Raw genomic sequence first — 18,729 nt, 5'->3', positions numbered from 1 at the left:
CTCCGCCCGATTGGCCCGCGCCCTCCATCAGAGGCGCGGGTTTTTGTTGTCTCCTGGAAATCTCTCGGGACTGCGCTTTGTTGCGCAACCGGAACCCCATCCATCGGGTCGTTTCTCATGGCCCCGCCGCCTAACGCGGAAACACAGGAATTTCAGCCCTTCTTGACGTGGCCGGCGGTGACCTCATCCTTGTGCGCGGCGAAGGCTGCCAGGACCTCGGTTTTCTCGGCCTTCGGAACCTTGAAGTGGTCCAGGGTCCGTCCGAGTTCCGCTGCGACCTCATCGAATTCCGCGGGAGATATCCGCAGGTCCCGGTGCGCCTCCTCAAGGCCGAGCGGCGTCGTGCCAGGCTTGGTGGCCGTGAATTTGAAGGGTCCACCAGAAACCTCGCAGACCCATAGCGTGCGCATGAACTTGAGGCCGGGCAGCCTTTCCAGGTTCTTGGTGTGCCATTTCCGCAGCTGCGGGTTCTTGGATTTCTTGCCGACGATGGGATTCTTCACGACGGCGTCACTGAAGTGATCCACCACCGCTGCGATGGCGAAGACGCCACCCAGCCGTTCGTACAGACTTTTCTCAGGCGTGGATTGCCCGTCCTGCGCGTGCGCGTTCTCCGCCGACAATACAGCCGTAGTCGCCGCGGTCACTGCCAGCCCTGCGACGACGATCCGTCTTGTGAAAGAGGTCGAAACAGCCGTTTTCATCTCTGGTTCCCTCCGAGTTGGGCCAGGACAAGCCGCGGCCTGTCTGGCGGCTTCAATGAAGGCAGAGGCTTACCCCGCCATCGTCTGAGGAATTAACGAGTCTCGCAGGCGAATTATTCCGATTGACGGCATCCCCACCATCAACATGCGAAACTTCGGCATGGGCGAAGATTTGTGCAGGCGCCAACCGGACCTATCCGAGCGGGCTGACCATTTAGACGGCGCTGATGGGAACGATAGGCAGCGGCCAGAGTTAGCTCCATGGGCTCGCCATAACGGGACTATCTAGCCAGTCGCCCGCGACGATCCAAAGGCGAAGCTCACAGGAGTTTACAATGAAGAATTATCTTATCGCTGCCGCCGCCGGGTTTGTTCTGGTCGCCGGTGTTGGTGCGGCCGTTGCAGAGGACGTCATCGTGATTGCTCCCGAACAGCAGACCGTCATACGCGAATACGTGCACAAGCAGAAGCTTGCGTCGGTCAGCCTGCTCGGCGTGGAACTCAATGTCGGTTCGCCTCTGCCCGACACGGTTGAACTTCATACGATCGACGTGCCCGACGTGAAATACAAGTACGTCGTCGTTCAAAATCGTACGGTGCTGGTTGACCCGGACACACGCAGGATCGTGCAGGTCATCGACTAATCATGCCGCGAATGGAACAAACGCCTCGGTGATGTGTTGAGAGACACATCGAACGCCCCAAGCGTTTGGTCGTTAAAGAGCCCGCTTCCAAAGTCCCCCTCTGGAACGCGGGTTTTTTTGGGCCTCCACCCGGAAACGGCGCGTCATTATCAACAACCAATAGTCCCGGGACTGTAGGAGGCACCTATTTGCCCGCGCATTCGGAGTCTTCCTTTGGATCAGCTCACGACGATGTTCGCGACGATCTGAATGTCCGCTCTCGTGTATCGCAGCCCAAAGCGAACTGTCCGCTGTCGGCCCATTTCAGTCATCCCGATCGCAGGCCAGTATTGCCGTTCCTGGGGGTATCCTTTCAGCGAGCGGCGATTGCCGATATCTCCGGCGTTCAGCAGGTTTGTCAAAAGGTGCAGAGGCGCGAAATTGACGCTGCATTGTGGGGTAGGGAACGGCGCATGTCTTGCCCTCAACAACGTAGTCGCAGGACAACTCGCTACATTTGCTTTCTACCACCGTCGCACGGCGATAGAGCCGGCGGCAGGGAAATTCGTAAGCCATCGATTTTGGGAGGTGTATCGAGTGACCAGTTGTGATCTTCCATGCTTGGGCAGATCGCATTTTCTCAGTACCCACGGCTCCCGCAAATCAAGTCTCCCCCTTCGGTTGAATTCCTGGCGGACTTGTGGCCGCCAAATTTGTTCCAGTCGCAAGGTGGGGCGGCTGATCCTCTATTTAATTGGAACTTGATGGGCATCCGTGGGTTACGTCATGAAGAGGAGATATCGCCGTGAAACTGCTGCACCTTGCCCCCATCGCTATTCTTGCCTGCGCCCTGGCTCTTTCCGCTTGCGCTAATACCGTCCGAGGCGTCGGTAGGGACGTCAAATCGACGGCGAACGCAGTTGACGACACCGTCAACAAACCCTGATCGATGCAGCGGACCGTCACGGTTATCGAGAAGGCAACTGGAACTATCTCTCTCGCCGAGCCCGCATCTGCGTGGGGGTTGTACTTCTGTGTTTCGTCATCGATGCCGTGAGGTGACTCTGGCTCGAAAACCCACTGAGATAGGCAACTTCCGCGACCGTCAGACTGCCTTTGACAAGCAGTTTTTCGGCAAAGTCCAGGCGCAACTTGACGACATGGCTATGCGGCGGCGTTCCGAACGTTTTGGTGAACGCCTGGATGAAGTGCCCGGGCGAAAAGCCCGCGACCGCAGCGAGTTCGCCGACGGACAGTTTGCGAGCAAAGTTCTCGCTCAGGAACTCCTGCAATCTACGGGTGCTACTGGAGGAAAGTCCGCTCGTTAATTTCGCTGTCGGCTTTTTCTGGCTTGTGTACTTTCGGAGCAGGTGGACGCCGAACAGCGTGATTAACGAATCGATATAGAGCTCGTTGGCGCTTTCCCTTTGCGCAAGCTCGGCTTTGATCAGTTGGGCGATGTGCAGCGCCGTGGCATCGATGGTTCCGAAAGGCGGTGGCTGGAGTTCGGCATCGCCGGAGTCGAATTCATGAGCGGCCAGTTCGACCAAGCTCTCAGGTTTCAGTGCAATCACCGCATTTTCCCTGGTGCGCGACCAGGCCCAGCTGCTGTGGATGCCCAGGTCAGCGCATCCCCTACGGAAGGCGGTTCCGACTGACCTATGATTGAATGGGAAAATGCGATCATCGTCATTGCTTCGCTTTGTGCGCTGCTCCTCAACAATGGCCCATGCATCGTATCCAGTCGTCGCGAATAGCGGAATGCGCTGATTGTTGCCTTTCTTATCCCTTTCGGTCCCGGATGAGAAGCATCCGCGTGCGAGAATCCAGTTCGGACCAACGCGCCTTGCAAATTTCCTCCTGACGCATCGCGGATGCAACGGCGAAACGTATAATGCGCCCAACCGGCGCTATCTGAAGAGGGTTTGAATCGAAGTGAGCGACTAGCCTGTCGAGTTCATCCTGGGTGGGGCGCCTGTCGCGCTCACATCCCTTGCCGACACCGCCGAGGCGCTTAAGCGCGATGCGCGCGAGATCGACGGGTTCGACCTTCACCGGTAGACCGTGGACGGCCGCAGCATGAGACAGGATAAGTTTTATAAAGCCGATATCTATGCCTAGCGTCATCGGTCCAGCACCTTGGGCAGCCCGGTCACGGCCGAAACGAATGAGCCGTTCGCGATCGAGAGCCGCGATGTTGCACTTGCCGAGATGTCGTTGGAGCATAGCGAGGGCCGCGGCCTTGGAGCGGCGAGGGGACTTGCCTACATCGCACATGTCGTCGATATGGAGGTCGATGAGTTCGCCGAAGGTCTTCAGACGCGCTGTACGGGACTTGGTCGGCGTCTCGATCGACTTGACGCTCGGCGTCGGTCGCCCAGCGTCGTCTCGGCGCAGGAAGGTCTCGCTGGCGTAGCGACTGGACACGCCAGGAGCCAGACGAGAGTTTTGTGTAGGTGGCCATTTTTCGTGTGCGATCCGTGTGCCGTGAGAGATCGAAACGTGGCGAAAAGGGTCGTATTCTTGCGTAAAGTGGCGTGGCTACGCTTGCGCCTAACGAATTGATGTTAAAGACAAAATGCTGAAAAATCAAGACCATAGACTGGCCGTGGCGCCCATGATGGACTGGACGGACCGGCATTGCCGGTTCTTCCATCGCCAGCTGACGCGTCGCGCGCTGCTCTACACCGAGATGGTGGTGGCGGATGCCGTTATCCATGGTGCACGCGAACGCCTGCTTGGCTTCGACGCCACCGAACATCCGGTAGCACTCCAACTCGGCGGCTCCGATCCGCAAAAGCTGGCCGAGGCGGCGCGCATCGGCGAGGCCTTCGGCTATGACGAGATCAATTTCAATGTCGGCTGCCCGTCGGACCGCGTCCAGTCGGGCACGTTCGGCGCATGCCTGATGAAAGTGCCGCACCTCGTCGCCGATAGCGTGGCGGCGATGAAGGTGGCGGTGAAGATCCCGGTGACGGTCAAATGCCGTATCGGCGTCGACGAGCAGGATCCTGAGCCCGCGCTCGATGCGCTGGCCGACGGCGTCTTCGCGGCCCGCGCCGACGCGCTCTGGGTGCATGCGCGCAAGGCCTGGCTGGAAGGATTGAGCCCGAAGGAAAATCGCGATATCCCGCCGCTCGACTATGATAGGGTCTATCGCCTGAAGGCCGGAAAACCGAACAAATTCATCGGCATCAATGGCGGCATTCAATCGCTCGAGGAGGCTGCTCGCCACCTCGACCATGTCGATGGCGCCATGCTTGGCCGCGCCGCCTACCACACGCCTGGCATTCTGGCCGGTGTCGATGCTGCGTTTTACGGGGCTGAACCCGGCGCATTCGATTTTGCCGCGCTGATCGACACGATGGCGGATTACGCCGCGCGGCATATCGAGCAGGGTGGGCGGCTCGGCCATGTCACCCGCCACATGGTCGGCCTGTTCCACGGTCTGCCCGGCGCGCGCCGCTTCCGGCAGATCCTGTCGACCGATGCGACGAAGCCCGGCGCAGGGCCGGATGTGTTGAAGGTGGCGTTCGCTGCCGTCGATTTCGACCGCGCCGAACAGGCCGCTTAAGCGGTTCAGTCGCGCAAAATCATTCGGTCGCCGCGCACGTCGAAGCCCGACAGCGAGCCAATAAAATTCATGCCGAGCAGGCTCTGGCTGAGCGCGCCCGGTGCGGCGACCATGACCTGCATGTTCTTGCGCACGATGCCACCGATCGCCAGTTCGTCGGTCCTCACCGAAGCGGCGCGCGCCATGCCGTTGGCGGTCGAGACCGGGACGGTGAAGCTCAATGCAGCCGGATTGAAGCCGGCCGCTTGCGCGTCTTCGGCCGTCAGCACCGTGCTGGTCGCGCCGGTATCGACCACAGCGCGGATCGGCGCGCCGTTGATCGTGATGCGGGCCTCGAAATGGCCGCTGTCGGCCTTGTCCAGGGTCACCGTGGCGTGGCCATCCTCGACGCCGAGCGCCAGCGGGCTGCCGGGAATGAGGCCTGCCGTCACCCGGCTTGCGAAATCCTGCAACTCGTAGCGATACTGGTAGCCGGCGATGAGCGCCAGCACGATCGCGGCCCAGGTGCCGAGATTGCGGGCCATGGCGCCGAGCGGCCTGCCGGATCGGATCAGGCCGGCGCTGACCAGCAAGCCGATCGCGCCCAGCCAGACCAGCCGGCTGAAATCGTAGTTCTCGATGCCGAACGTGCTGCCGGCGTCGTCATTGATCATCAGCAGCACCAGCCCGACGCCGATTGCCGCCATCACGATCCAGAACAGTCGGTTCATTGGACCTGCCGTTTCAAGAGAGGACGTCGCGCTCGCGCGCCATGCGGCTACGGCGTGTTTCCCGGCGCGGCCGGCGCTCGACCGTCTCCAGCCGGGCCGGCAATTCGGCCATGACGCTGCGGCGGTTTTCCGGCGTCATGCCCATCCAGGCGCCAATTTCATCGCGCGTGCGACCACACCCGAAACAGAAGCCGGTTTTCAAGTCGATCGAACAGACCAGGATGCAGGGGGATTCGATGGCCGTCATGATGTTCTCGTGAGATCCCTTTGCGGAATCCCTTGTCCCGCTTCCACATGGTGCAACGGCAAAGCCAATGCAAGCCCTCCGGATTTCGCCGCCTGCAGCCGCTTTTGCGGCACGGCCCAGTGTTGCGGCTTGATTTTGTGATTGCGGCTTGATGGTTGTGCCGGCCGGGCAAGGCGGCTATGCCGCTTGGCAATCTTGGAGATGAGCACCGACGTCATGACCAGCGCACTGCCTTTCGACGATTTCCGCGATCTGCTGGCGAACCTGCCGCCGGCTGACGAGGCGGCCGAGGCCCGCGTGCGCACGCTGTTTGCGAGGGCCGACAAGCCGAAGGGTTCGCTCGGCCGCATCGAGGACATCGCGGCCTGGCTTGCAGCCTGGAGCGGGCGCGCGCCGCCGTCGGTGAACCGGCCCCTGGTGGCGATTTTCGCCGGCAACCACGGCGTCACCCGTCACGGCATTTCGCCGCGCGCCGTCGCTGCGACCGCCAGTGCCGTCGAGCTTTGCGCTGCCGGCGGTGCCGCGATCAATCAGGTCTGCATCGCCAACGATCTCGGCCTCAAGGTGTTCGACCTGGCGCTGCACATTGCGACCGCCGATATCACCGAGGACGCCGCCCTCGACGAGCGCGGCTGCGCCGCCACCATGGCCTTCGGCATGGAAGCCATTGCCGGCGGCGCCGATCTGATCTGCCTTGGCGATCTCGGCGTCGGCAATTCCACCGTTGCGGCCGCCTTGTGCGCGGCCCTGTTCGGCGGCAGCGGCGGCGACTGGGTCGGCCCAGGCGCGGGCGCCGACGCGGCCATGCAGGCGCGCAAAGCTGACGTGGTCGACGCCGCCCTTGCCTTTCACGGCCCTGCTCTCAGGGATCCGCTGGAGGCATTGCGCCGGGTCGGTGGCCGCGAATTCGCTGCCATCGCCGGCGCCATCATCGCTGCCCGGATGCAGAAGATCCCGGTGCTGCTCGATGGCTTTGCCGCGACCGCCGCGGCGGCCGTGCTGCACGCCGCCAATCCCGCGGCGCTCGACCATTGTCTGTTGGCCAGCCTGTCGCCGGAGCCCGGCCAAAGGCTTGCCGCCGAGCGGCTCGGCCTCATTCCGCTGCTCGATCTCGGCGTCAGCCACGGCGAGGGGGTAGGGGCAGCCCTTGCCGCTGGCCTGGTCAAGGCCGCCGCGCTTACCAGTTCGGGCATGGCGGCTGCGGTCAAAGCATAGAACAGGCCGCTAGCGCCGCCGCGCCGCTACCGCCTTGGTCGGCAGCGCCGGCAACTCCTCCATCACCCGGCTCAGCGGGAAGATGGCGATCGCCTCGGTGCCTTCGCGCAATTTGGAAAGAAGTTCGAATTCGCCGCCGTGCATGGCGAGCAGGCCCTGCACGATCGGCAGCCCGAGCCCGGTGCCCTGTTCGGCGCTCTTGATGGCGATCGAGCCCTGGCCGAAGGCCGACAGCACGATCGGGATTTCGTCTTCCGGAATGCCCGGCCCATTGTCCTTGACTGAGATGTATTGGCCGCCGCCCGCCGTCCAGCCGACGCGCACGCGGACTTCGCCGCCGGTGGCGGTGAATTTGATGGCGTTGGACAGGAGGTTGAGCGTGATCTGCCGCACCGCGCGCTCGTCGGCGAACAGACGCGGAAGCGCGCTTTCGAAATCCTGGACGATGCGGATGTCCTTGTTGCGCGCCTTCAACTCCATCATGTGGCAGCAATCCTCAGCGATGTTGAGCAGCATCACCGGCTCCTCGTTGAGCTGGTAGCGGCCGGCCTCGATGCGCGACAGGTCGAGGATCTCGTTGATCAGGTCGAGCAGGTGCTGGCCGGAATCGTGCACGTCGCGGGCGTAGTCGCGGTAGGTGGGGTTGCTCATCGGCCCCAGCACCTCATTGGCCATCACCTCGGAAAAACCGAGAATGGCGTTGAGCGGTGTTCTCAGTTCATGGCTCATCGAGGCGAGAAAGCGCGACTTCGCCAGGTTGGCGTCTTCGGCCCGCCGACGCGCTTCGTCCGACATCGATTTTGCCGTCTCTACTTCGGCGAGCAACGCATCCTTTTCGGAGCGGAACGACAACAACATCAACGACGATTGGTTGAGATGACGCGCGAAGTAGGCGAAGAACGGCAGAGCCGCGACCAGCAGTGCGGCCATCATAGTCTCGACCGACATCCACAGTTTTGATTCGGCATAGGCATAGACCGCCACCGGAATGACGAAGGTGGCGAGCAGCGCGCTGCGCAAGGACGACGCGGTAATGGCGGTCGCCGCCATCGCCAGCAGCAGCACCATCGCCTTGATCACCGGGAAATAATCGATCTGGCAGGAGGCGCAGCCGAGCCAGGCGAACCAGGCCCAGCCGAGGCCGCACAGCGAATGGCCGATCAGGAAATCCCGGCGTGCCCGAAAAGGGTCGAGTTCGGCGGCTTCGGTGCGCTCGACGCGCCGTGCCATGAAGGCGACGATCGAATAGCAGATCAGCGTGAACAGCGCCCAGATGCTGATCTGCTTGTCCATGCCCGCCAGAATCCCGGTCGCCGCGATCGCCAGCACCAAAAGCGGAATGACGGTCGCACCCCTAACCATGGCGCGGGCATGCAGCCTCAGGAGCTCGCGGTCGAAGTCGAGATTGCCGACCTGTTGCGAAAGACGGTCGCGCGTTCTGCGCACCGCGCGCGCCACATCGCTGTTGCGGTGCGGTTTCCTGCGGTCCACAATGAATTTATCCGCTGTGTTCGAGCGTAGCAGAGGCATGGAAACTTCAATTTATGCGCGCAGCGATCTCAATTCGTTAAGCTACGTTCGAATGATTAAGAGACTGTTTGCCATATGAGCCGTTCGTGGTCGCCAAGGCCGCGCCGGCGATACTATCCGCCGCCACCGCGAAGCCCGTGGCGCAGACTGCTGGACTATGGGCTGACGATCATCCTGCTCGGCCTGCTGATCCTGCTCGCCGCACGCCTCGACCGCTTCCAGACGCGCAAGGCTGAAGGGAGCGCGATCGTCAATGACGGGGACTCGCTGACCCTTGGCACTGAACGCATCCGCATGCGCGGCATCGATGCTCCGGAATACCAGCAGATCTGCCGCAAGGACGGCGCCGACTATGCCTGCGGCAGGCTGGCGCGGCAGGCGCTGGTGCGGCTGATATCGGGCAATCCGGTGACCTGCAGCGGCTGGCAGCGCGATCGTTACGGCCGCCTGCTCGGCGACTGCAAGGCCGGCGGCAAGGATTTGAACCGGGCCCAGGTCGAGGCCGGCTGGGCCATCGCCTATGGCGACTACGAAACCGAGCAGGCCGTTGCCCGCGCCGGCAAGGCCGGCATCTGGGCCGGCACATTCGACCAGCCGCAGGACTGGCGCGAAAGCCACCATGAAGGCCCAGTCGAAAAACGGCACGGCACGCTGGCTTCGCTCGGTGACGCCTTGCGCGAGATGTTTCGCTTCTGGGCACGCGCATTATAGTTTGAAGGACCAGACCGGGAGGATTGAGATGAAACTGTTCGACGGTGGCCGTGCCCCCAATCCGCGGCGTGTCCGGGTCTTCCTCGCCGAGAAAGGCATCGAGGTGCCGCTGGTGCCGGTCGACATGGGCGCGATGGGTCACAAGCAGGAGCCGGTCAGTTCGCGCAACCCGCTGCAGCGGTTGCCGGTGCTTGAGCTCGACGACGGCAGCATCCTCACCGAATCCGTTGCCATCTGCCGCTATTTCGAGGAATTGCAGCCAGAGCCGGCGCTGTTCGGGCAAGGCGCGCTCGGCAAGGCCAAGGTCGAGATGTGGCAAAGGCGCATGGAGTTCAATCTGCTCAGCTGCGTCGCACAGGCCTTTCGCCACATCCATCCGGCGATGAAGGAATGGGAAATCCCGCAAATCCCCGAATGGGGCGAGGCCAACAAGGCGAAAGCGGTCGAATTCCTGAACCTGCTCGACAGCGAACTGGCAAGCCGGGAATTCGCCGCCGGCGACACCTATTCGATCGCCGATATCACCGGGATGATCGCCATCGATTTCATGAAACCCGCGCGCATCAAGGTGCCGGACGAGTGCGCCAACGTGCTGCGCTGGTACAGCGCCGTCACCAGCCGGCCGAGCGCATCCGCCTGAGATGGAGGCAGAGCTCGAACGCCTGACGGCAACGGTCCGCGCCTGCCGCATCTGCATCGACAATCCTGTGGGACGGCCGCTGCCGCACGAGCCGCGCCCGGTGCTGCTGCCGTCGTCCAGCGCCCGCATCCTGCTCGCCGGCCAGGCGCCGGGCACCAAGGTGCATGTGTCCGGCATGCCGTTTACCGACGCGTCCGGCGACCGCTTGCGAAGCTGGTTGGCGGTTAGCGCCGACGAATTCTACGACACCGAGAAATTCGCCATCGTGCCGATGGGCTTCTGCTTTCCCGGCCAGGACGCCAAGGGCAGCGACCTGCCGCCGCGCCGCGAATGCGCGCCGGCCTGGCGCGCGCAACTGATGGCGCTGATGCCGCAGATCGATCTTGTTCTGACCATCGGCTCCTACGCGCAGTCCTGGCATATGGGTGAAGCAAGGCGGCCGTCGCTGACCGAAACCGTGATGGACTGGCGCGCCATCTGGGACGCGCCGGCCAGCCCGAAAGTGCTGCCGCTGCCACATCCATCGTGGCGCAACTCCGGCTGGCTGAAGCAGAATCCATGGTTTGAAATGGATTTGCTGCCCTTCCTGAGATCGGAAATCCGCTATCGCATTGCTTAAGCTTTAAGCAAGATATCACTCGCTTTTATGCCATTCGGCAGAATTTCTTTCTTGTGAAAGGCCGAAATAAGAGGGAGTATAGCCAATCTATTCCCAAAGCGCGTCGCGCCCCAGGGAACGCGGCCTGCACCAGGGAGCATCTCAATGGATCGCCTCGACAGAAAAATTCTCCGCCTCCTGCAGGAGGACGCGACGCTCGCGGTTGCCGATGTTGCCAAGAAAGTCGGCCTGTCGACAACGCCGTGCTGGCGCCGTATCCAGAAGCTCGAGGAAGAGGGCGTCATCAAGCGGCGCGTCGCCATCCTCGACCACGAGAAGGTCAATGTGCGCGTCACCGTCTTCGTGTCGATCCGCACCAATTCGCACAGCCATGAATGGCTGCGGCGCTTCTCCGAAGTCATCCAGGAATTTCCCGAAGTGGTCGAATTCTACCGCATGAGCGGCGACGTCGATTATCTCCTGCGCGTGGTTGTGCCCGACATCGCCGCCTATGATGCCTTCTACAAGCGGCTGATTGCCAAGATCGAGATCCGCGACGTGTCGTCGTCCTTCGCCATGGAGCAGATCAAGTACACGACCGAAATGCCGCTCGACTACATGGTGCTGGACAAGGAATCCGGGGCCAACGCGGCTTAAGGCTAAACCCGCTAGTTCTTCTTTTTGTTTAGAAAAGTCCAGGGCGAGCTGACCGGCAGCGTGATCGTATCCGGCACGTTGTCGACAGCCGCCACCTCGGCTTTGCGCACGGTGTAACCCGACTGGATGATGCTGACGCCGTCGAGAATGAACAGCTGGCTCTTCTCCATGCCGGGCTGCAAAGCGCCGGTCACGGCAACCGCCTCATAGGCCTCCGACATCTTGTAGGGATGGGCCGGGGTGACCAGCACGATCTGGTTCGGCGGCGGCGTCGGCATGTGGCTGCAGGCGCCTGTCCACGGCACCAGCAGAAACTGGTAGACGAGGTCGCCATCGCGGTCGACAGGCAATGCATAGCCGGCTAATTGAACGGTCTTGTCCTGGAGGTTGAGCGACAGCGTCTCGCCATGATCGGGCAGTTTTGCCGCGATCATCGGCAGGCCGGCATCTTCGGCAACCGCCTGCGTCGCCGGCCGCAGATCCTTCCAGAAGATGTGCGCGGTTTGTGCCGAAGCAGGTGAAGTGGACACAAACAACGCAGCTGCAAGCGCCAGGGTCGATTGGAAAAGTCTGCTCATCGGCCGCTTCCTTTGTGCTGGGAGTAAAGACGCCGTGGCCGATTGCGTCAACGCTCGAGCCGCATCACATGTCTGCGAGAGCCGGCCATGCCGGTCTCGTGGAACCCGCGAGCGGCGAACATGTCGCGAAAACCCATGAAGGTATAGCTCGGCGATGCCTGGTCGACCGGATAGGCCTCGACGGTGCGCGCACCCTTGGCAAAGGCATGGTCGACGGCAGCGTCGAGCAGGGCAGCCGCCAGCCCACCGCCGCGCAGCGCTCTCGGCACATAGAAGCAGACGATCGACCAGATATCCGTCTCGGCATCATCCTGTTGCGGCGATAGCTTGCGGTAGGTCTGGCGCGGCGCGACCGAGCACCAGCCGACGGTCTTGCCGTCGAGTTCGGCCAGGATGCCAACCGGCGTGCCGGCCTCGACAAGCGCCATCATCATGCGTTTCTTCTCATCGTTCTCGACATGCTCGCGGCTGGAATGGCGCCAGGCCATGCACCAGCAATATTTCGGTCCGCCCGGCGCCTCGAACAGGTTTTCGAAATCGGCGCGGGTTTTCCGCGTCACCTCAGTGAACCGGAGTTTCGCGAGATCAGGCTTTTCTGGCGGCGATCCGCTCGAGCGTTTTGGCATTGGTCAGCTCCCTGACTGCGTCCTTGCCATTCCAGCGTGCCGTCTTGTCAGTCGACTGCGCCAGGCGTTCGGCCACGGCAAGGGCAGCGCCGTGCATCTCCATTGAGCGCTTGCCGATCGAACGAAGCGCCCAGTTTACCGCCTTCCTCACGAAATTGCGGCTGTCGGTGGCGTGCGCTTCAATGATCGGCAGGAAGCCGAGGAAGGTCGCTACCGGCTCTTGCTTCCGGTGCACGACGGACCAGGCCATCATGGCAAAGGCCGTGCGTCGGACGAACTCCCGTTCGTCCGCCGCGAACTCTTCGATCAGTTCCTTCCAGGCGTCCGTGTCGACGAAGAGATCGGAGACGCCGTCAACGATATCCCAGGAATCGAAGGACGCCGCCCATTGCCTTGCATCCGCTGCGGAAAAGCGCTTCGGGTCGGCGGTGACGGAAGCGATGAACTGCGCCTCCATGATGCCGGTCTGCCAGAGCTCAAAGGCACGTTCGTGGTTGCGCTTGATCTTCCTGGCGATCTGCCGCTGCATGCCATGCGAGATGCCGAGCGCCCGTTCGATCTTGATGCCGTAGCGCAGCATGCCGCGGCGATTTTCTTCCGAGCCGATCGACCGCAAATGCGCGACAATGTCGTCGGCGCTGGAATGAGGCGATAGCTCGACCATCCCGCCTATTTTTCCAGGCGCGCCAGCAGGGAAGACGTATCCCAGCGCTTGCCGCCCATCGCCTGTACGTCCTTGTAGAACTGGTCGACGAGGGCGGTAACCGGCAGTTTCGCGCCATTGCGGTCGGCTTCATCAAGGCAGATGCCGAGGTCCTTGCGCATCCAGTCGACGGCAAAGCCGAAATCATATTTGCCGGCATTCATCGTCTTGTGGCGGTTCTCCATCTGCCAGGACCCGGCAGCACCCTTGGAGATCACCTCGATGACCTTCTCAATGTCGAGCCCGGCCTTCTTGCCGAAATGGATGCCTTCGGCCAGTCCCTGAACCAACCCGGCAATAGTGATCTGGTTGATCATCTTGGTGAGCTGACCGGCGCCCGATGGCCCCATCAGCCCTACCATGCGGGAAAAGGCATCGATGACCGGTTTGGCCTTGTCGAAGGCAGTCTGGTCACCGCCGACCATCACCGTCAACACACCGTTTTCGGCGCCCGCCTGGCCGCCGGAGACCGGCGCGTCGAGGAAGGAAAAGCCGGCCTTTTCAGCAGCTTCGGCCAGTTCGCGCGCGACCTCGGCCGAAGCGGTGGTGTTGTCGATGAAGATCGAACCTTTCTTCATCGCGGCGAAGGCGCCGTTGGCTCCGGTCGTCACCGAGCGCAGATCTTCGTCATTGCCGACGCAGGAAAAGACGAAATCCTGGCCCTCGGATGCCTCGGCCGGCGTCAGGGCAAGCTTGCCGCCATGCTGGGCCACCCATTGCTCGGCTTTCGCCGCGGTGCGGTTGTAGACGGTAACCTCGTGGCCGCCTTTGTTCCTGAGGTGCCCGGCCATGGGATACCCCATCACGCCAAGACCGAGAAATGCCACAGATGCCATAGGTTTGCCCTTCAGATGGAAACGGAATTGTCCGCGCAAGCTCTAGGCTCCGCGCGCAATTCGTCAAGACGCGCATGAGCCGATCGACTGGTGCAGCCAGTCAGCGCTTCAGATGTATGGTGATCCGACGTTCGATCCATTCAACGCCATGGCGCAAGATCTCGACCATCACCAGGTAGACGAGGGCGACCCAGATATAGGCCTGGATGTCGAACGAATTGGCAAAGGCAAGCTTGGCCTGACCCATCAAATCGTAAACGGTGATGATGGCGACGATGGCCGAAGCCTTGACCATCAGAATCAACTCGTTGCCATAGGGACGCAAGGCGACGATCAACGCCTGCGGCAGAATGATCTTTCGCAGCGTCTGCAACTTGTGCAGCCCAAGCGAGGCAGCACCCTCCCACTGGCCTCTTGGCACGCTTTCGATGGCGCCGCGCAGGATCTCGGCCTGATAGGCGGCGGTGTTGAGTGCGAAGGCAAACACACCGCAATTGAAAGCGTCTTTGAAAAAATCCCAGAGGCCAACCGTTTGAAGCTCAGTCCTGAACGATCCCAGCCCGTAGTAAACCAGATAGGTCTGGACCAGCAGCGGCGTGCCGCGGAAGAAATAGACATAGCAATAGGCGAGGCCGGACAGGAGCCGGTTGCTGGACATGCGCCCATAAGCGACCGGCACCGACAGGATCGCTCCGAGCACCATCGATATGCAAACCAGTAACAGCGTGGTTTGCAGGCCCTTCAGATAGGCCGGGGCATATTTGGCGAAGAAGTCGGCGTTCCAGGCAAAGATCAGATAGCTGACGATGCCGAGGCCAAACAGGATCCAGAAACCGACCATCGCATAGCCGATGACACGGCTGCGCGGCCAGCCGCGCGCCCGTGGTGGCGGTCGTTCTACAAGGGTGGCGGTGACGCTCATCGTTGCGCCTCTCGCCGGCCGAGCGAGCGCAGGATCGCGCTGGTAGCAAAGGAAGAAACGACAGCCAGACCAAGGAAGACCATCGCCGCAACGCCATAAAACAGGAAAGCGTGCTTGGTAACGCGGGCAGCAGTATAAGCATTGCGCAGCGTCTCGGCGAGGCCGACGACCGATACCAGCGACGTATCCTTGAGCAGGCTAAGCCAGCAGTTCTCAAGTCCGGGAAACGCGATGCGAAGGAGTTGCGGCAAGATCACCTTTCGCATGGTCAGCCAGTTCGACAGGCCGATGGCATAGCCGCCCTCATACTGACCTTTCGGTATGGCTCGAAAGGCTGAAAGAAACACCTCGCTGGCATAGGATGAAAAGATCAGCGACAGCACGATCATGCCGGCGACGAAGCTGTTGACGTCGATGGTCGCGTCTGGTCGGAAATATCGCACGAGATGCTGCAGCAGGATCGGCACGCCGAAGAAAAACAGGAACAGCGTCACCAGTTCCGGCAGGCCGCGGAAGACGGTGGTGTAGATGTTGGCTGCCAGCCGCAGCGACGGTTCATCGGATTGTTTGGCCCAGGCGACGAAAAAGCCGATCGTCAGGCCGATGGGCAGCGTCGCCAGCGCAAGCGCGATGGTAACCAGTGCGCCATAGGCAATATCGTCAATCCAGCCATCGGGTCCCCAACTCAGAAGTATCCATATGTTCTGGCTTGGCATTGACGGGTCTTGTCTCCACTTCTGTCAGCCCAAGGCGGCAGGAGAAATTCCCCTGCCGCCTTGTTTCAGGTGATCAGGACTCGGCGCCGTAGACGTCGAACTTGAAGTACTTGTCGTTGATTTCCTTGTATTTTCCGTTCTTGCGGATGGCGTCGATCGCGCTGTTCAGCTTGTTGACCAGATCGGTCTCACCCTTGCGCACGGCGATACCGGCGCCCGGTCCAAAGATATCGACCGGCTGCGGCGAGGGTTGGCCGAGAATCTTGCAGCAGGCGCCTTCAGGCGAATCCAGGAACTGTTGCAAGACGACGATATCGTCCTCGATCGCATCGAGACGCCCATTGGCGAGATCGGCCTGCTCTTCGGGGCTGCTCGGATAGCCCTTGACCGTGCTGTCCGTATAGGTCTTCGAGGCATAGTTGAAATGCGTCGTCGTGGTTGCGACGCCGATGGTCTTGCCGGCCAGATCTTCCTTGGTCACGCCCTTGAGGGTCGAGTCCTTCGGCACGGCGATCGCCGAGGGGGTGTTGTAGTATTTGTTAGAGAAGTCGACCTTTTCCTTACGCTCCGCAGTGATCGACATCGAGGCGACGATGGCGTCGAACTTGCCGGCCTGCAGCGCCGGGATGATGCCGTCCCAATCCTGGGCGACGAAGGTGCACTTGACCTTCATCTCGTCGCAGAGCGCGTTGGCTATGTCGATGTCGAAGCCGACGAGTTGGCCATCGGCGGTCAAATTGTTGAAGGGCGGGTAGGCGCCTTCGGTGCCGATCCTCAGGGTTTCCTGAGCCTGGGCGACGCCGAGCGTCAGCAGCGCAGCCGATGCGGCGAGCGCGATACGCAGTGCAATACGCATGATAGTCCTCTCTTTATGGCTCCCGGCCGTCGTTCCGAAACGGCTCTTGTGGGGCGGTGCTTTTGACCGCCCGCTGGCGCGATACTCCCACTGTTTTCGGGAGAAAAGCAACTGTAAAACCGTTGCTTGCGGGATTTGCGGGTCCAGCCAATGCTGACGCCGGGTTAGACAATGAAACAGCTGGGGAGAGCGGCTGAACCGGGTTCGGACAGGGGCCTCACGGTTTTAGGCCGGTGGCGCGCTCGATGAAGTCGGCTATCCCTCCGGTGTCGTCGAGATCGAACACCGGCAGGCTTTCGCCGGTGATTTCGAAGTCCGCGGCGATCGCCACGATATGCCCGTCATTCGCCGAGAGCGGCGAGCGGTCCTTGGCCTCCAGGCGCCGGGTCTCGATCTTTTTGTGCGCCTCGCGCTTGTAGCCTTCGACCAGCACGATGTCGCACGGTGCCAGCCGCGACAGGATCGTCTCCAGCGTCGGCTCGTTCTCTGCGCGCAATTCATGCATCAGCGCCCAGCGCACGCCCGACACAATCGCGACCTCGGTGGCCCCCGCCTGGCGATGGCGGAAGGAGTCGGCTCCCGGCTTGTCGATGTCGAACTCATGATGGGCGTGTTTGACCGTCGACACCGTCCAGCCGCGCCGGACGAGCTCGGTGACCAGCTTCTCGGTCAGTGTGGTTTTGCCGGAATTCTTCCAGCCGGTGATGCCGAAGATGTTCATGGCCCGATGCTCTGCAACAGACGCTCGGCCACCGCAAGATCGTCTGGCGTGTTGATGTTGAAGAACGGGTCGATCTCATTGCCGCCAAGAGCGGACAAGGGAAACTCCACCTCGACAAAATCATGGTGCTCGACGAAGGCCGAGACGCGCCTATTGTCCTCATCGACCAGGAAATGGCGCAAGGCCTGACGCAGCCCGAGCGGCCATAGCGCGAAGGTCGGATGCCGCCTGCCGCTGGAACTGGCGACAGCGATCGAGCCTGGCCGACCGGCTGCGGCGGAGGCCAGCATTGCGACTAAATCGGCCGGCAGGAACGGCGTGTCGCCGGCGGCCGTCACCAAGGATTTGCAGGCGGTGTTTGCCGCTGCCCATTCGAGGCCGGTGAGGATTCCGGCCAGCGGTCCGGCATGGCCTTCGACCGTATCGGCGAGAACCGAAAGTCCGGACGCCGCAAAACGTGCCGGATCGCCATTGGCGCTCAGCACCAGCGATCCGACCTGTGGCGCCAAACGGGCAACGACATGGCCGAGAAGCGGACGCCCGCCAAGGGCGAGCAAGGTCTTGTCGCCGCCGCCCATGCGCCGCGACAGGCCTCCGGCCAGGATGATCCCTGCAATGTCTCGGCTCATGGCCCTATATGCCGTCCGGCGCCATGTCGGGTCCAGCGCTTTCGGCCGCGGGCTTCTGCCGGCCGACGACCCGCTCGCGATAGAGCGCGTAGAGGCCGGAGCCGATGATGATGGCGGAGCCGGCGATCATCGGCAGGTCTGGGATGTCGCCGAAGATGCCGAGGCCAAGCAGCATCGACCACAACAGCGCGGTGTAGCGGAACGGCGCGATGAAGGAGATGTCGCCGGCCCGCATCGCCATGATGATGAACTGGTAGCCGATCAGCACCAGCACAGCCGCCAGCGCCAGCAGCGCGGTTCCCTTGCCCGACATGGGCGTCCAGCCGCCCATCGGCGACAGCAGGACGGCGCCGACAATGGTCATGGCGATCGCGGTTGCTGTCGACACCAGCAACGTCGGGATGGCCTGCGGGATGCGTTTGGTAGCAAGATCGCGCACCGCACAGCAGGCGACGCTGACGAGTGCGTATAGCGAATAGACGCTGAACCCTTCAAAGCCTGGCCGCACGATGATCAGCACGCCGCCGAACCCGACAGCGATCGCCAGCCAGCGCCGCCAGCCGACCCCTTCGCCAAACACAAGGGCCGCGCCCATCGTCACCGCCAGCGGCAGTGCCTGCAGCACCGCCGACACATTGGCGATCGGCAAATGCGCAAGCGCAACGAGGAAGGCGACGGTAGCGCCGGCCTCGCCGACGACGCGCAACGCCACCAGCGGCTGTAGCATCGAGCCCGGACGTGCGAGCGCGCCTTGCTGCCAGGCGAGCAGGCCGACGAGCACCGACGCAAAGGCGCCGCGCACCAGCATGACCTGCGCCATGTTCATCGATTCCGACGAGAACTTGGTGATGGCGTCATTGAGGGTGAAGCCGATCATGGCCACCATCATGAACAGCGCACCGCGAAGATTTGGGGAAAGAGGCAAGGGCGTTA

The 18,729-nt window shown here is 62.0% G+C and carries 24 protein-coding genes; 7 read left to right on the top strand and 17 right to left on the bottom strand.

From position 1 onward, the window contains the following. Positions 1-152: 152 nt before the first annotated feature. On the bottom strand, positions 153-704 hold the full coding sequence (locus tag JQK88_RS10925; RefSeq protein WP_203278305.1) for a group I truncated hemoglobin: 552 nt from the start codon (positions 702-704) through the stop codon (positions 153-155). Positions 705-1,039: 335 nt separating this feature from the next. Between JQK88_RS10925 and JQK88_RS10920 the strand changes: the two genes are divergently transcribed. Beyond that, positions 1,040-1,348 carry a DUF1236 domain-containing protein gene (locus JQK88_RS10920; RefSeq protein WP_203278304.1) on the top strand — a complete coding sequence of 103 codons (309 nt, stop codon included), beginning with the start codon at positions 1,040-1,042 and terminating at the stop codon, positions 1,346-1,348. A gap of 968 nt (positions 1,349-2,316) precedes the next feature. Here the strand turns inward: JQK88_RS10920 and JQK88_RS10915 are convergent. Both JQK88_RS10915 and JQK88_RS10910 read right to left on the bottom strand, forming a co-directional pair. After that, positions 2,317-2,901, bottom strand: coding sequence for a helix-turn-helix domain-containing protein (locus JQK88_RS10915; protein ID WP_312037259.1), 585 nt, complete (start codon positions 2,899-2,901; stop codon positions 2,317-2,319). Positions 2,902-3,109: 208 nt separating this feature from the next. Further along, positions 3,110-3,754: a site-specific integrase gene (locus tag JQK88_RS10910; RefSeq protein ID WP_203278303.1), complete on the bottom strand. Its 645-nt coding sequence runs from the start codon at positions 3,752-3,754 to the stop codon at positions 3,110-3,112. A 151-nt stretch (positions 3,755-3,905) separates the two neighbouring features. Here JQK88_RS10910 and dusA point away from each other — a divergent pair, with 151 nt between their 5' ends. Further along, positions 3,906-4,901 carry a tRNA dihydrouridine(20/20a) synthase DusA gene (dusA, locus tag JQK88_RS10905; protein WP_192254007.1) on the top strand — a complete coding sequence of 332 codons (996 nt, stop codon included), beginning with the start codon at positions 3,906-3,908 and terminating at the stop codon, positions 4,899-4,901. A gap of 5 nt (positions 4,902-4,906) precedes the next feature. Here dusA and JQK88_RS10900 read toward each other — a convergent pair whose 3' ends face one another. From JQK88_RS10900 to JQK88_RS10890, 3 genes are read right to left on the bottom strand one after another with little or no spacing between them, the layout of a single operon-like run. Then, the gene (locus JQK88_RS10900) at positions 4,907-5,611 is read right to left on the bottom strand and encodes a TIGR02281 family clan AA aspartic protease (protein WP_192254009.1); all 705 of its coding nucleotides are present in this window, start codon (positions 5,609-5,611) and stop codon (positions 4,907-4,909) included. Positions 5,612-5,624: 13 nt separating this feature from the next. After that, the gene (locus JQK88_RS10895) at positions 5,625-5,858 is read right to left on the bottom strand and encodes a DUF1289 domain-containing protein (protein ID WP_203278302.1); all 234 of its coding nucleotides are present in this window, start codon (positions 5,856-5,858) and stop codon (positions 5,625-5,627) included. Next, complete coding sequence (locus JQK88_RS10890; RefSeq protein ID WP_203278301.1) at positions 5,855-6,076, bottom strand: hypothetical protein; 222 nt, start codon at positions 6,074-6,076, stop codon at positions 5,855-5,857. The genes JQK88_RS10895 and JQK88_RS10890 overlap by 4 nt, the downstream gene beginning before the upstream one ends. On the opposite strand from JQK88_RS10890, the gene JQK88_RS10885 reads away from it, so the two are divergent. Beyond that, a complete protein-coding gene (locus JQK88_RS10885) occupies positions 6,075-7,073 on the top strand; it encodes a nicotinate-nucleotide--dimethylbenzimidazole phosphoribosyltransferase (RefSeq protein WP_203278393.1) in 999 nt (332 codons plus the stop codon). The genes JQK88_RS10890 and JQK88_RS10885 overlap by 2 nt on opposite strands. Before the next feature lie 9 nt (positions 7,074-7,082). Here JQK88_RS10885 and JQK88_RS10880 read toward each other — a convergent pair whose 3' ends face one another. Next, entirely contained in the window at positions 7,083-8,603 is a 1,521-nt protein-coding gene (locus JQK88_RS10880) for a sensor histidine kinase (RefSeq protein WP_203278300.1), read from the bottom strand. A gap of 75 nt (positions 8,604-8,678) precedes the next feature. On the opposite strand from JQK88_RS10880, the gene JQK88_RS10875 reads away from it, so the two are divergent. The 4 genes from JQK88_RS10875 to JQK88_RS10860 all read left to right on the top strand — a co-directional run bounded on the left by JQK88_RS10875 (position 8,679) and on the right by JQK88_RS10860 (position 11,209). Next, entirely contained in the window at positions 8,679-9,314 is a 636-nt protein-coding gene (locus tag JQK88_RS10875) for a thermonuclease family protein (protein ID WP_203278299.1), read from the top strand. 28 nt (positions 9,315-9,342) lie between these two features. After that, positions 9,343-9,954, top strand: coding sequence for a glutathione S-transferase (locus JQK88_RS10870; protein WP_203278298.1), 612 nt, complete (start codon positions 9,343-9,345; stop codon positions 9,952-9,954). A gap of 1 nt (position 9,955) precedes the next feature. Continuing rightward, positions 9,956-10,573 (top strand): uracil-DNA glycosylase family protein, encoded by a 618-nt coding sequence (locus tag JQK88_RS10865; protein WP_203278297.1) that lies wholly within the window; start codon positions 9,956-9,958, stop codon positions 10,571-10,573. Between the two features lie 144 nt (positions 10,574-10,717). Beyond that, a complete protein-coding gene (locus JQK88_RS10860; RefSeq protein WP_006333679.1) occupies positions 10,718-11,209 on the top strand; it encodes an Lrp/AsnC family transcriptional regulator in 492 nt (163 codons plus the stop codon). Between the two features lie 11 nt (positions 11,210-11,220). Here JQK88_RS10860 and JQK88_RS10855 read toward each other — a convergent pair whose 3' ends face one another. The 10 genes from JQK88_RS10855 to JQK88_RS10810 form a co-directional block, all read right to left on the bottom strand. Continuing rightward, positions 11,221-11,787: a DUF3299 domain-containing protein gene (locus JQK88_RS10855; protein ID WP_203278296.1), complete on the bottom strand. Its 567-nt coding sequence runs from the start codon at positions 11,785-11,787 to the stop codon at positions 11,221-11,223. A 47-nt stretch (positions 11,788-11,834) separates the two neighbouring features. Then, positions 11,835-12,347, bottom strand: a complete 513-nt coding sequence (locus JQK88_RS10850) for a GNAT family N-acetyltransferase (protein WP_312037258.1) — start codon at positions 12,345-12,347, stop codon at positions 11,835-11,837. Between the two features lie 25 nt (positions 12,348-12,372). Further along, positions 12,373-13,077 (bottom strand): DNA alkylation repair protein, encoded by a 705-nt coding sequence (locus JQK88_RS10845; protein ID WP_203278294.1) that lies wholly within the window; start codon positions 13,075-13,077, stop codon positions 12,373-12,375. A gap of 5 nt (positions 13,078-13,082) precedes the next feature. Then, on the bottom strand, positions 13,083-13,952 hold the full coding sequence (locus JQK88_RS10840; RefSeq protein ID WP_203278293.1) for an NAD(P)-dependent oxidoreductase: 870 nt from the start codon (positions 13,950-13,952) through the stop codon (positions 13,083-13,085). Positions 13,953-14,052: 100 nt separating this feature from the next. Further along, entirely contained in the window at positions 14,053-14,874 is an 822-nt protein-coding gene (locus JQK88_RS10835; protein WP_203278292.1) for an ABC transporter permease, read from the bottom strand. Next, positions 14,871-15,590, bottom strand: coding sequence for an ABC transporter permease (locus JQK88_RS10830; RefSeq protein ID WP_192254027.1), 720 nt, complete (start codon positions 15,588-15,590; stop codon positions 14,871-14,873). Before JQK88_RS10830 ends, JQK88_RS10835 begins: the two co-directional genes overlap by 4 nt. A gap of 73 nt (positions 15,591-15,663) precedes the next feature. Then, positions 15,664-16,446 (bottom strand): ABC transporter substrate-binding protein, encoded by a 783-nt coding sequence (locus tag JQK88_RS10825; protein ID WP_203278291.1) that lies wholly within the window; start codon positions 16,444-16,446, stop codon positions 15,664-15,666. 217 nt (positions 16,447-16,663) lie between these two features. Beyond that, entirely contained in the window at positions 16,664-17,167 is a 504-nt protein-coding gene (gene mobB, locus JQK88_RS10820; protein WP_192254031.1) for a molybdopterin-guanine dinucleotide biosynthesis protein B, read from the bottom strand. Then, complete coding sequence (mobA, locus tag JQK88_RS10815; protein ID WP_203278290.1) at positions 17,164-17,796, bottom strand: molybdenum cofactor guanylyltransferase MobA; 633 nt, start codon at positions 17,794-17,796, stop codon at positions 17,164-17,166. Before mobA ends, mobB begins: the two co-directional genes overlap by 4 nt. Before the next feature lie 4 nt (positions 17,797-17,800). Further along, positions 17,801-18,721, bottom strand: a complete 921-nt coding sequence (locus tag JQK88_RS10810) for a DMT family transporter (protein WP_203278289.1) — start codon at positions 18,719-18,721, stop codon at positions 17,801-17,803. Positions 18,722-18,729 lie beyond the last annotated feature (8 nt).

It is taken from the genome of Mesorhizobium caraganae, assembly GCF_016836705.1.
Taxonomy (GTDB): domain Bacteria; phylum Pseudomonadota; class Alphaproteobacteria; order Rhizobiales; family Rhizobiaceae; genus Mesorhizobium; species Mesorhizobium caraganae.
The sequence above is the reverse complement of the archived record's forward strand: the minus strand, read 5'-3'. Positions and strand labels throughout refer to the sequence as shown.

Excerpts from the sequence above, each read along its gene's own strand:
- JQK88_RS10895 (WP_203278302.1), bottom strand. The coding sequence starts at position 5,858 with ATGACGGCCATCGAATCCCCCTGCATCCTGGTCTGTTCGATCGACTTG.
- JQK88_RS10855 (WP_203278296.1), bottom strand. The coding sequence starts at position 11,787 with ATGAGCAGACTTTTCCAATCGACCCTGGCGCTTGCAGCTGCGTTGTTT.
- JQK88_RS10835 (WP_203278292.1), bottom strand. The coding sequence starts at position 14,874 with ATGAGCGTCACCGCCACCCTTGTAGAACGACCGCCACCACGGGCGCGC.
- JQK88_RS10890 (WP_203278301.1), bottom strand. The coding sequence starts at position 6,076 with ATGACGTCGGTGCTCATCTCCAAGATTGCCAAGCGGCATAGCCGCCTT.
- JQK88_RS10870 (WP_203278298.1), top strand. The coding sequence starts at position 9,343 with ATGAAACTGTTCGACGGTGGCCGTGCCCCCAATCCGCGGCGTGTCCGG.
- JQK88_RS10880 (WP_203278300.1), bottom strand. The coding sequence starts at position 8,603 with ATGCCTCTGCTACGCTCGAACACAGCGGATAAATTCATTGTGGACCGC.
- JQK88_RS10865 (WP_203278297.1), top strand. The coding sequence starts at position 9,956 with ATGGAGGCAGAGCTCGAACGCCTGACGGCAACGGTCCGCGCCTGCCGC.
- JQK88_RS10900 (WP_192254009.1), bottom strand. The coding sequence starts at position 5,611 with ATGAACCGACTGTTCTGGATCGTGATGGCGGCAATCGGCGTCGGGCTG.
- JQK88_RS10840 (WP_203278293.1), bottom strand. The coding sequence starts at position 13,952 with ATGGCATCTGTGGCATTTCTCGGTCTTGGCGTGATGGGGTATCCCATG.
- JQK88_RS10845 (WP_203278294.1), bottom strand. The coding sequence starts at position 13,077 with ATGGTCGAGCTATCGCCTCATTCCAGCGCCGACGACATTGTCGCGCAT.
- JQK88_RS10875 (WP_203278299.1), top strand. The coding sequence starts at position 8,679 with ATGAGCCGTTCGTGGTCGCCAAGGCCGCGCCGGCGATACTATCCGCCG.
- JQK88_RS10860 (WP_006333679.1), top strand. The coding sequence starts at position 10,718 with ATGGATCGCCTCGACAGAAAAATTCTCCGCCTCCTGCAGGAGGACGCG.
- mobA (WP_203278290.1), bottom strand. The coding sequence starts at position 17,796 with ATGAGCCGAGACATTGCAGGGATCATCCTGGCCGGAGGCCTGTCGCGG.
- mobB (WP_192254031.1), bottom strand. The coding sequence starts at position 17,167 with ATGAACATCTTCGGCATCACCGGCTGGAAGAATTCCGGCAAAACCACA.
- JQK88_RS10925 (WP_203278305.1), bottom strand. The coding sequence starts at position 704 with ATGAAAACGGCTGTTTCGACCTCTTTCACAAGACGGATCGTCGTCGCA.
- JQK88_RS10885 (WP_203278393.1), top strand. The coding sequence starts at position 6,075 with ATGACCAGCGCACTGCCTTTCGACGATTTCCGCGATCTGCTGGCGAAC.
- JQK88_RS10830 (WP_192254027.1), bottom strand. The coding sequence starts at position 15,590 with ATGCCAAGCCAGAACATATGGATACTTCTGAGTTGGGGACCCGATGGC.
- JQK88_RS10920 (WP_203278304.1), top strand. The coding sequence starts at position 1,040 with ATGAAGAATTATCTTATCGCTGCCGCCGCCGGGTTTGTTCTGGTCGCC.
- JQK88_RS10825 (WP_203278291.1), bottom strand. The coding sequence starts at position 16,446 with ATGCGTATTGCACTGCGTATCGCGCTCGCCGCATCGGCTGCGCTGCTG.
- dusA (WP_192254007.1), top strand. The coding sequence starts at position 3,906 with ATGCTGAAAAATCAAGACCATAGACTGGCCGTGGCGCCCATGATGGAC.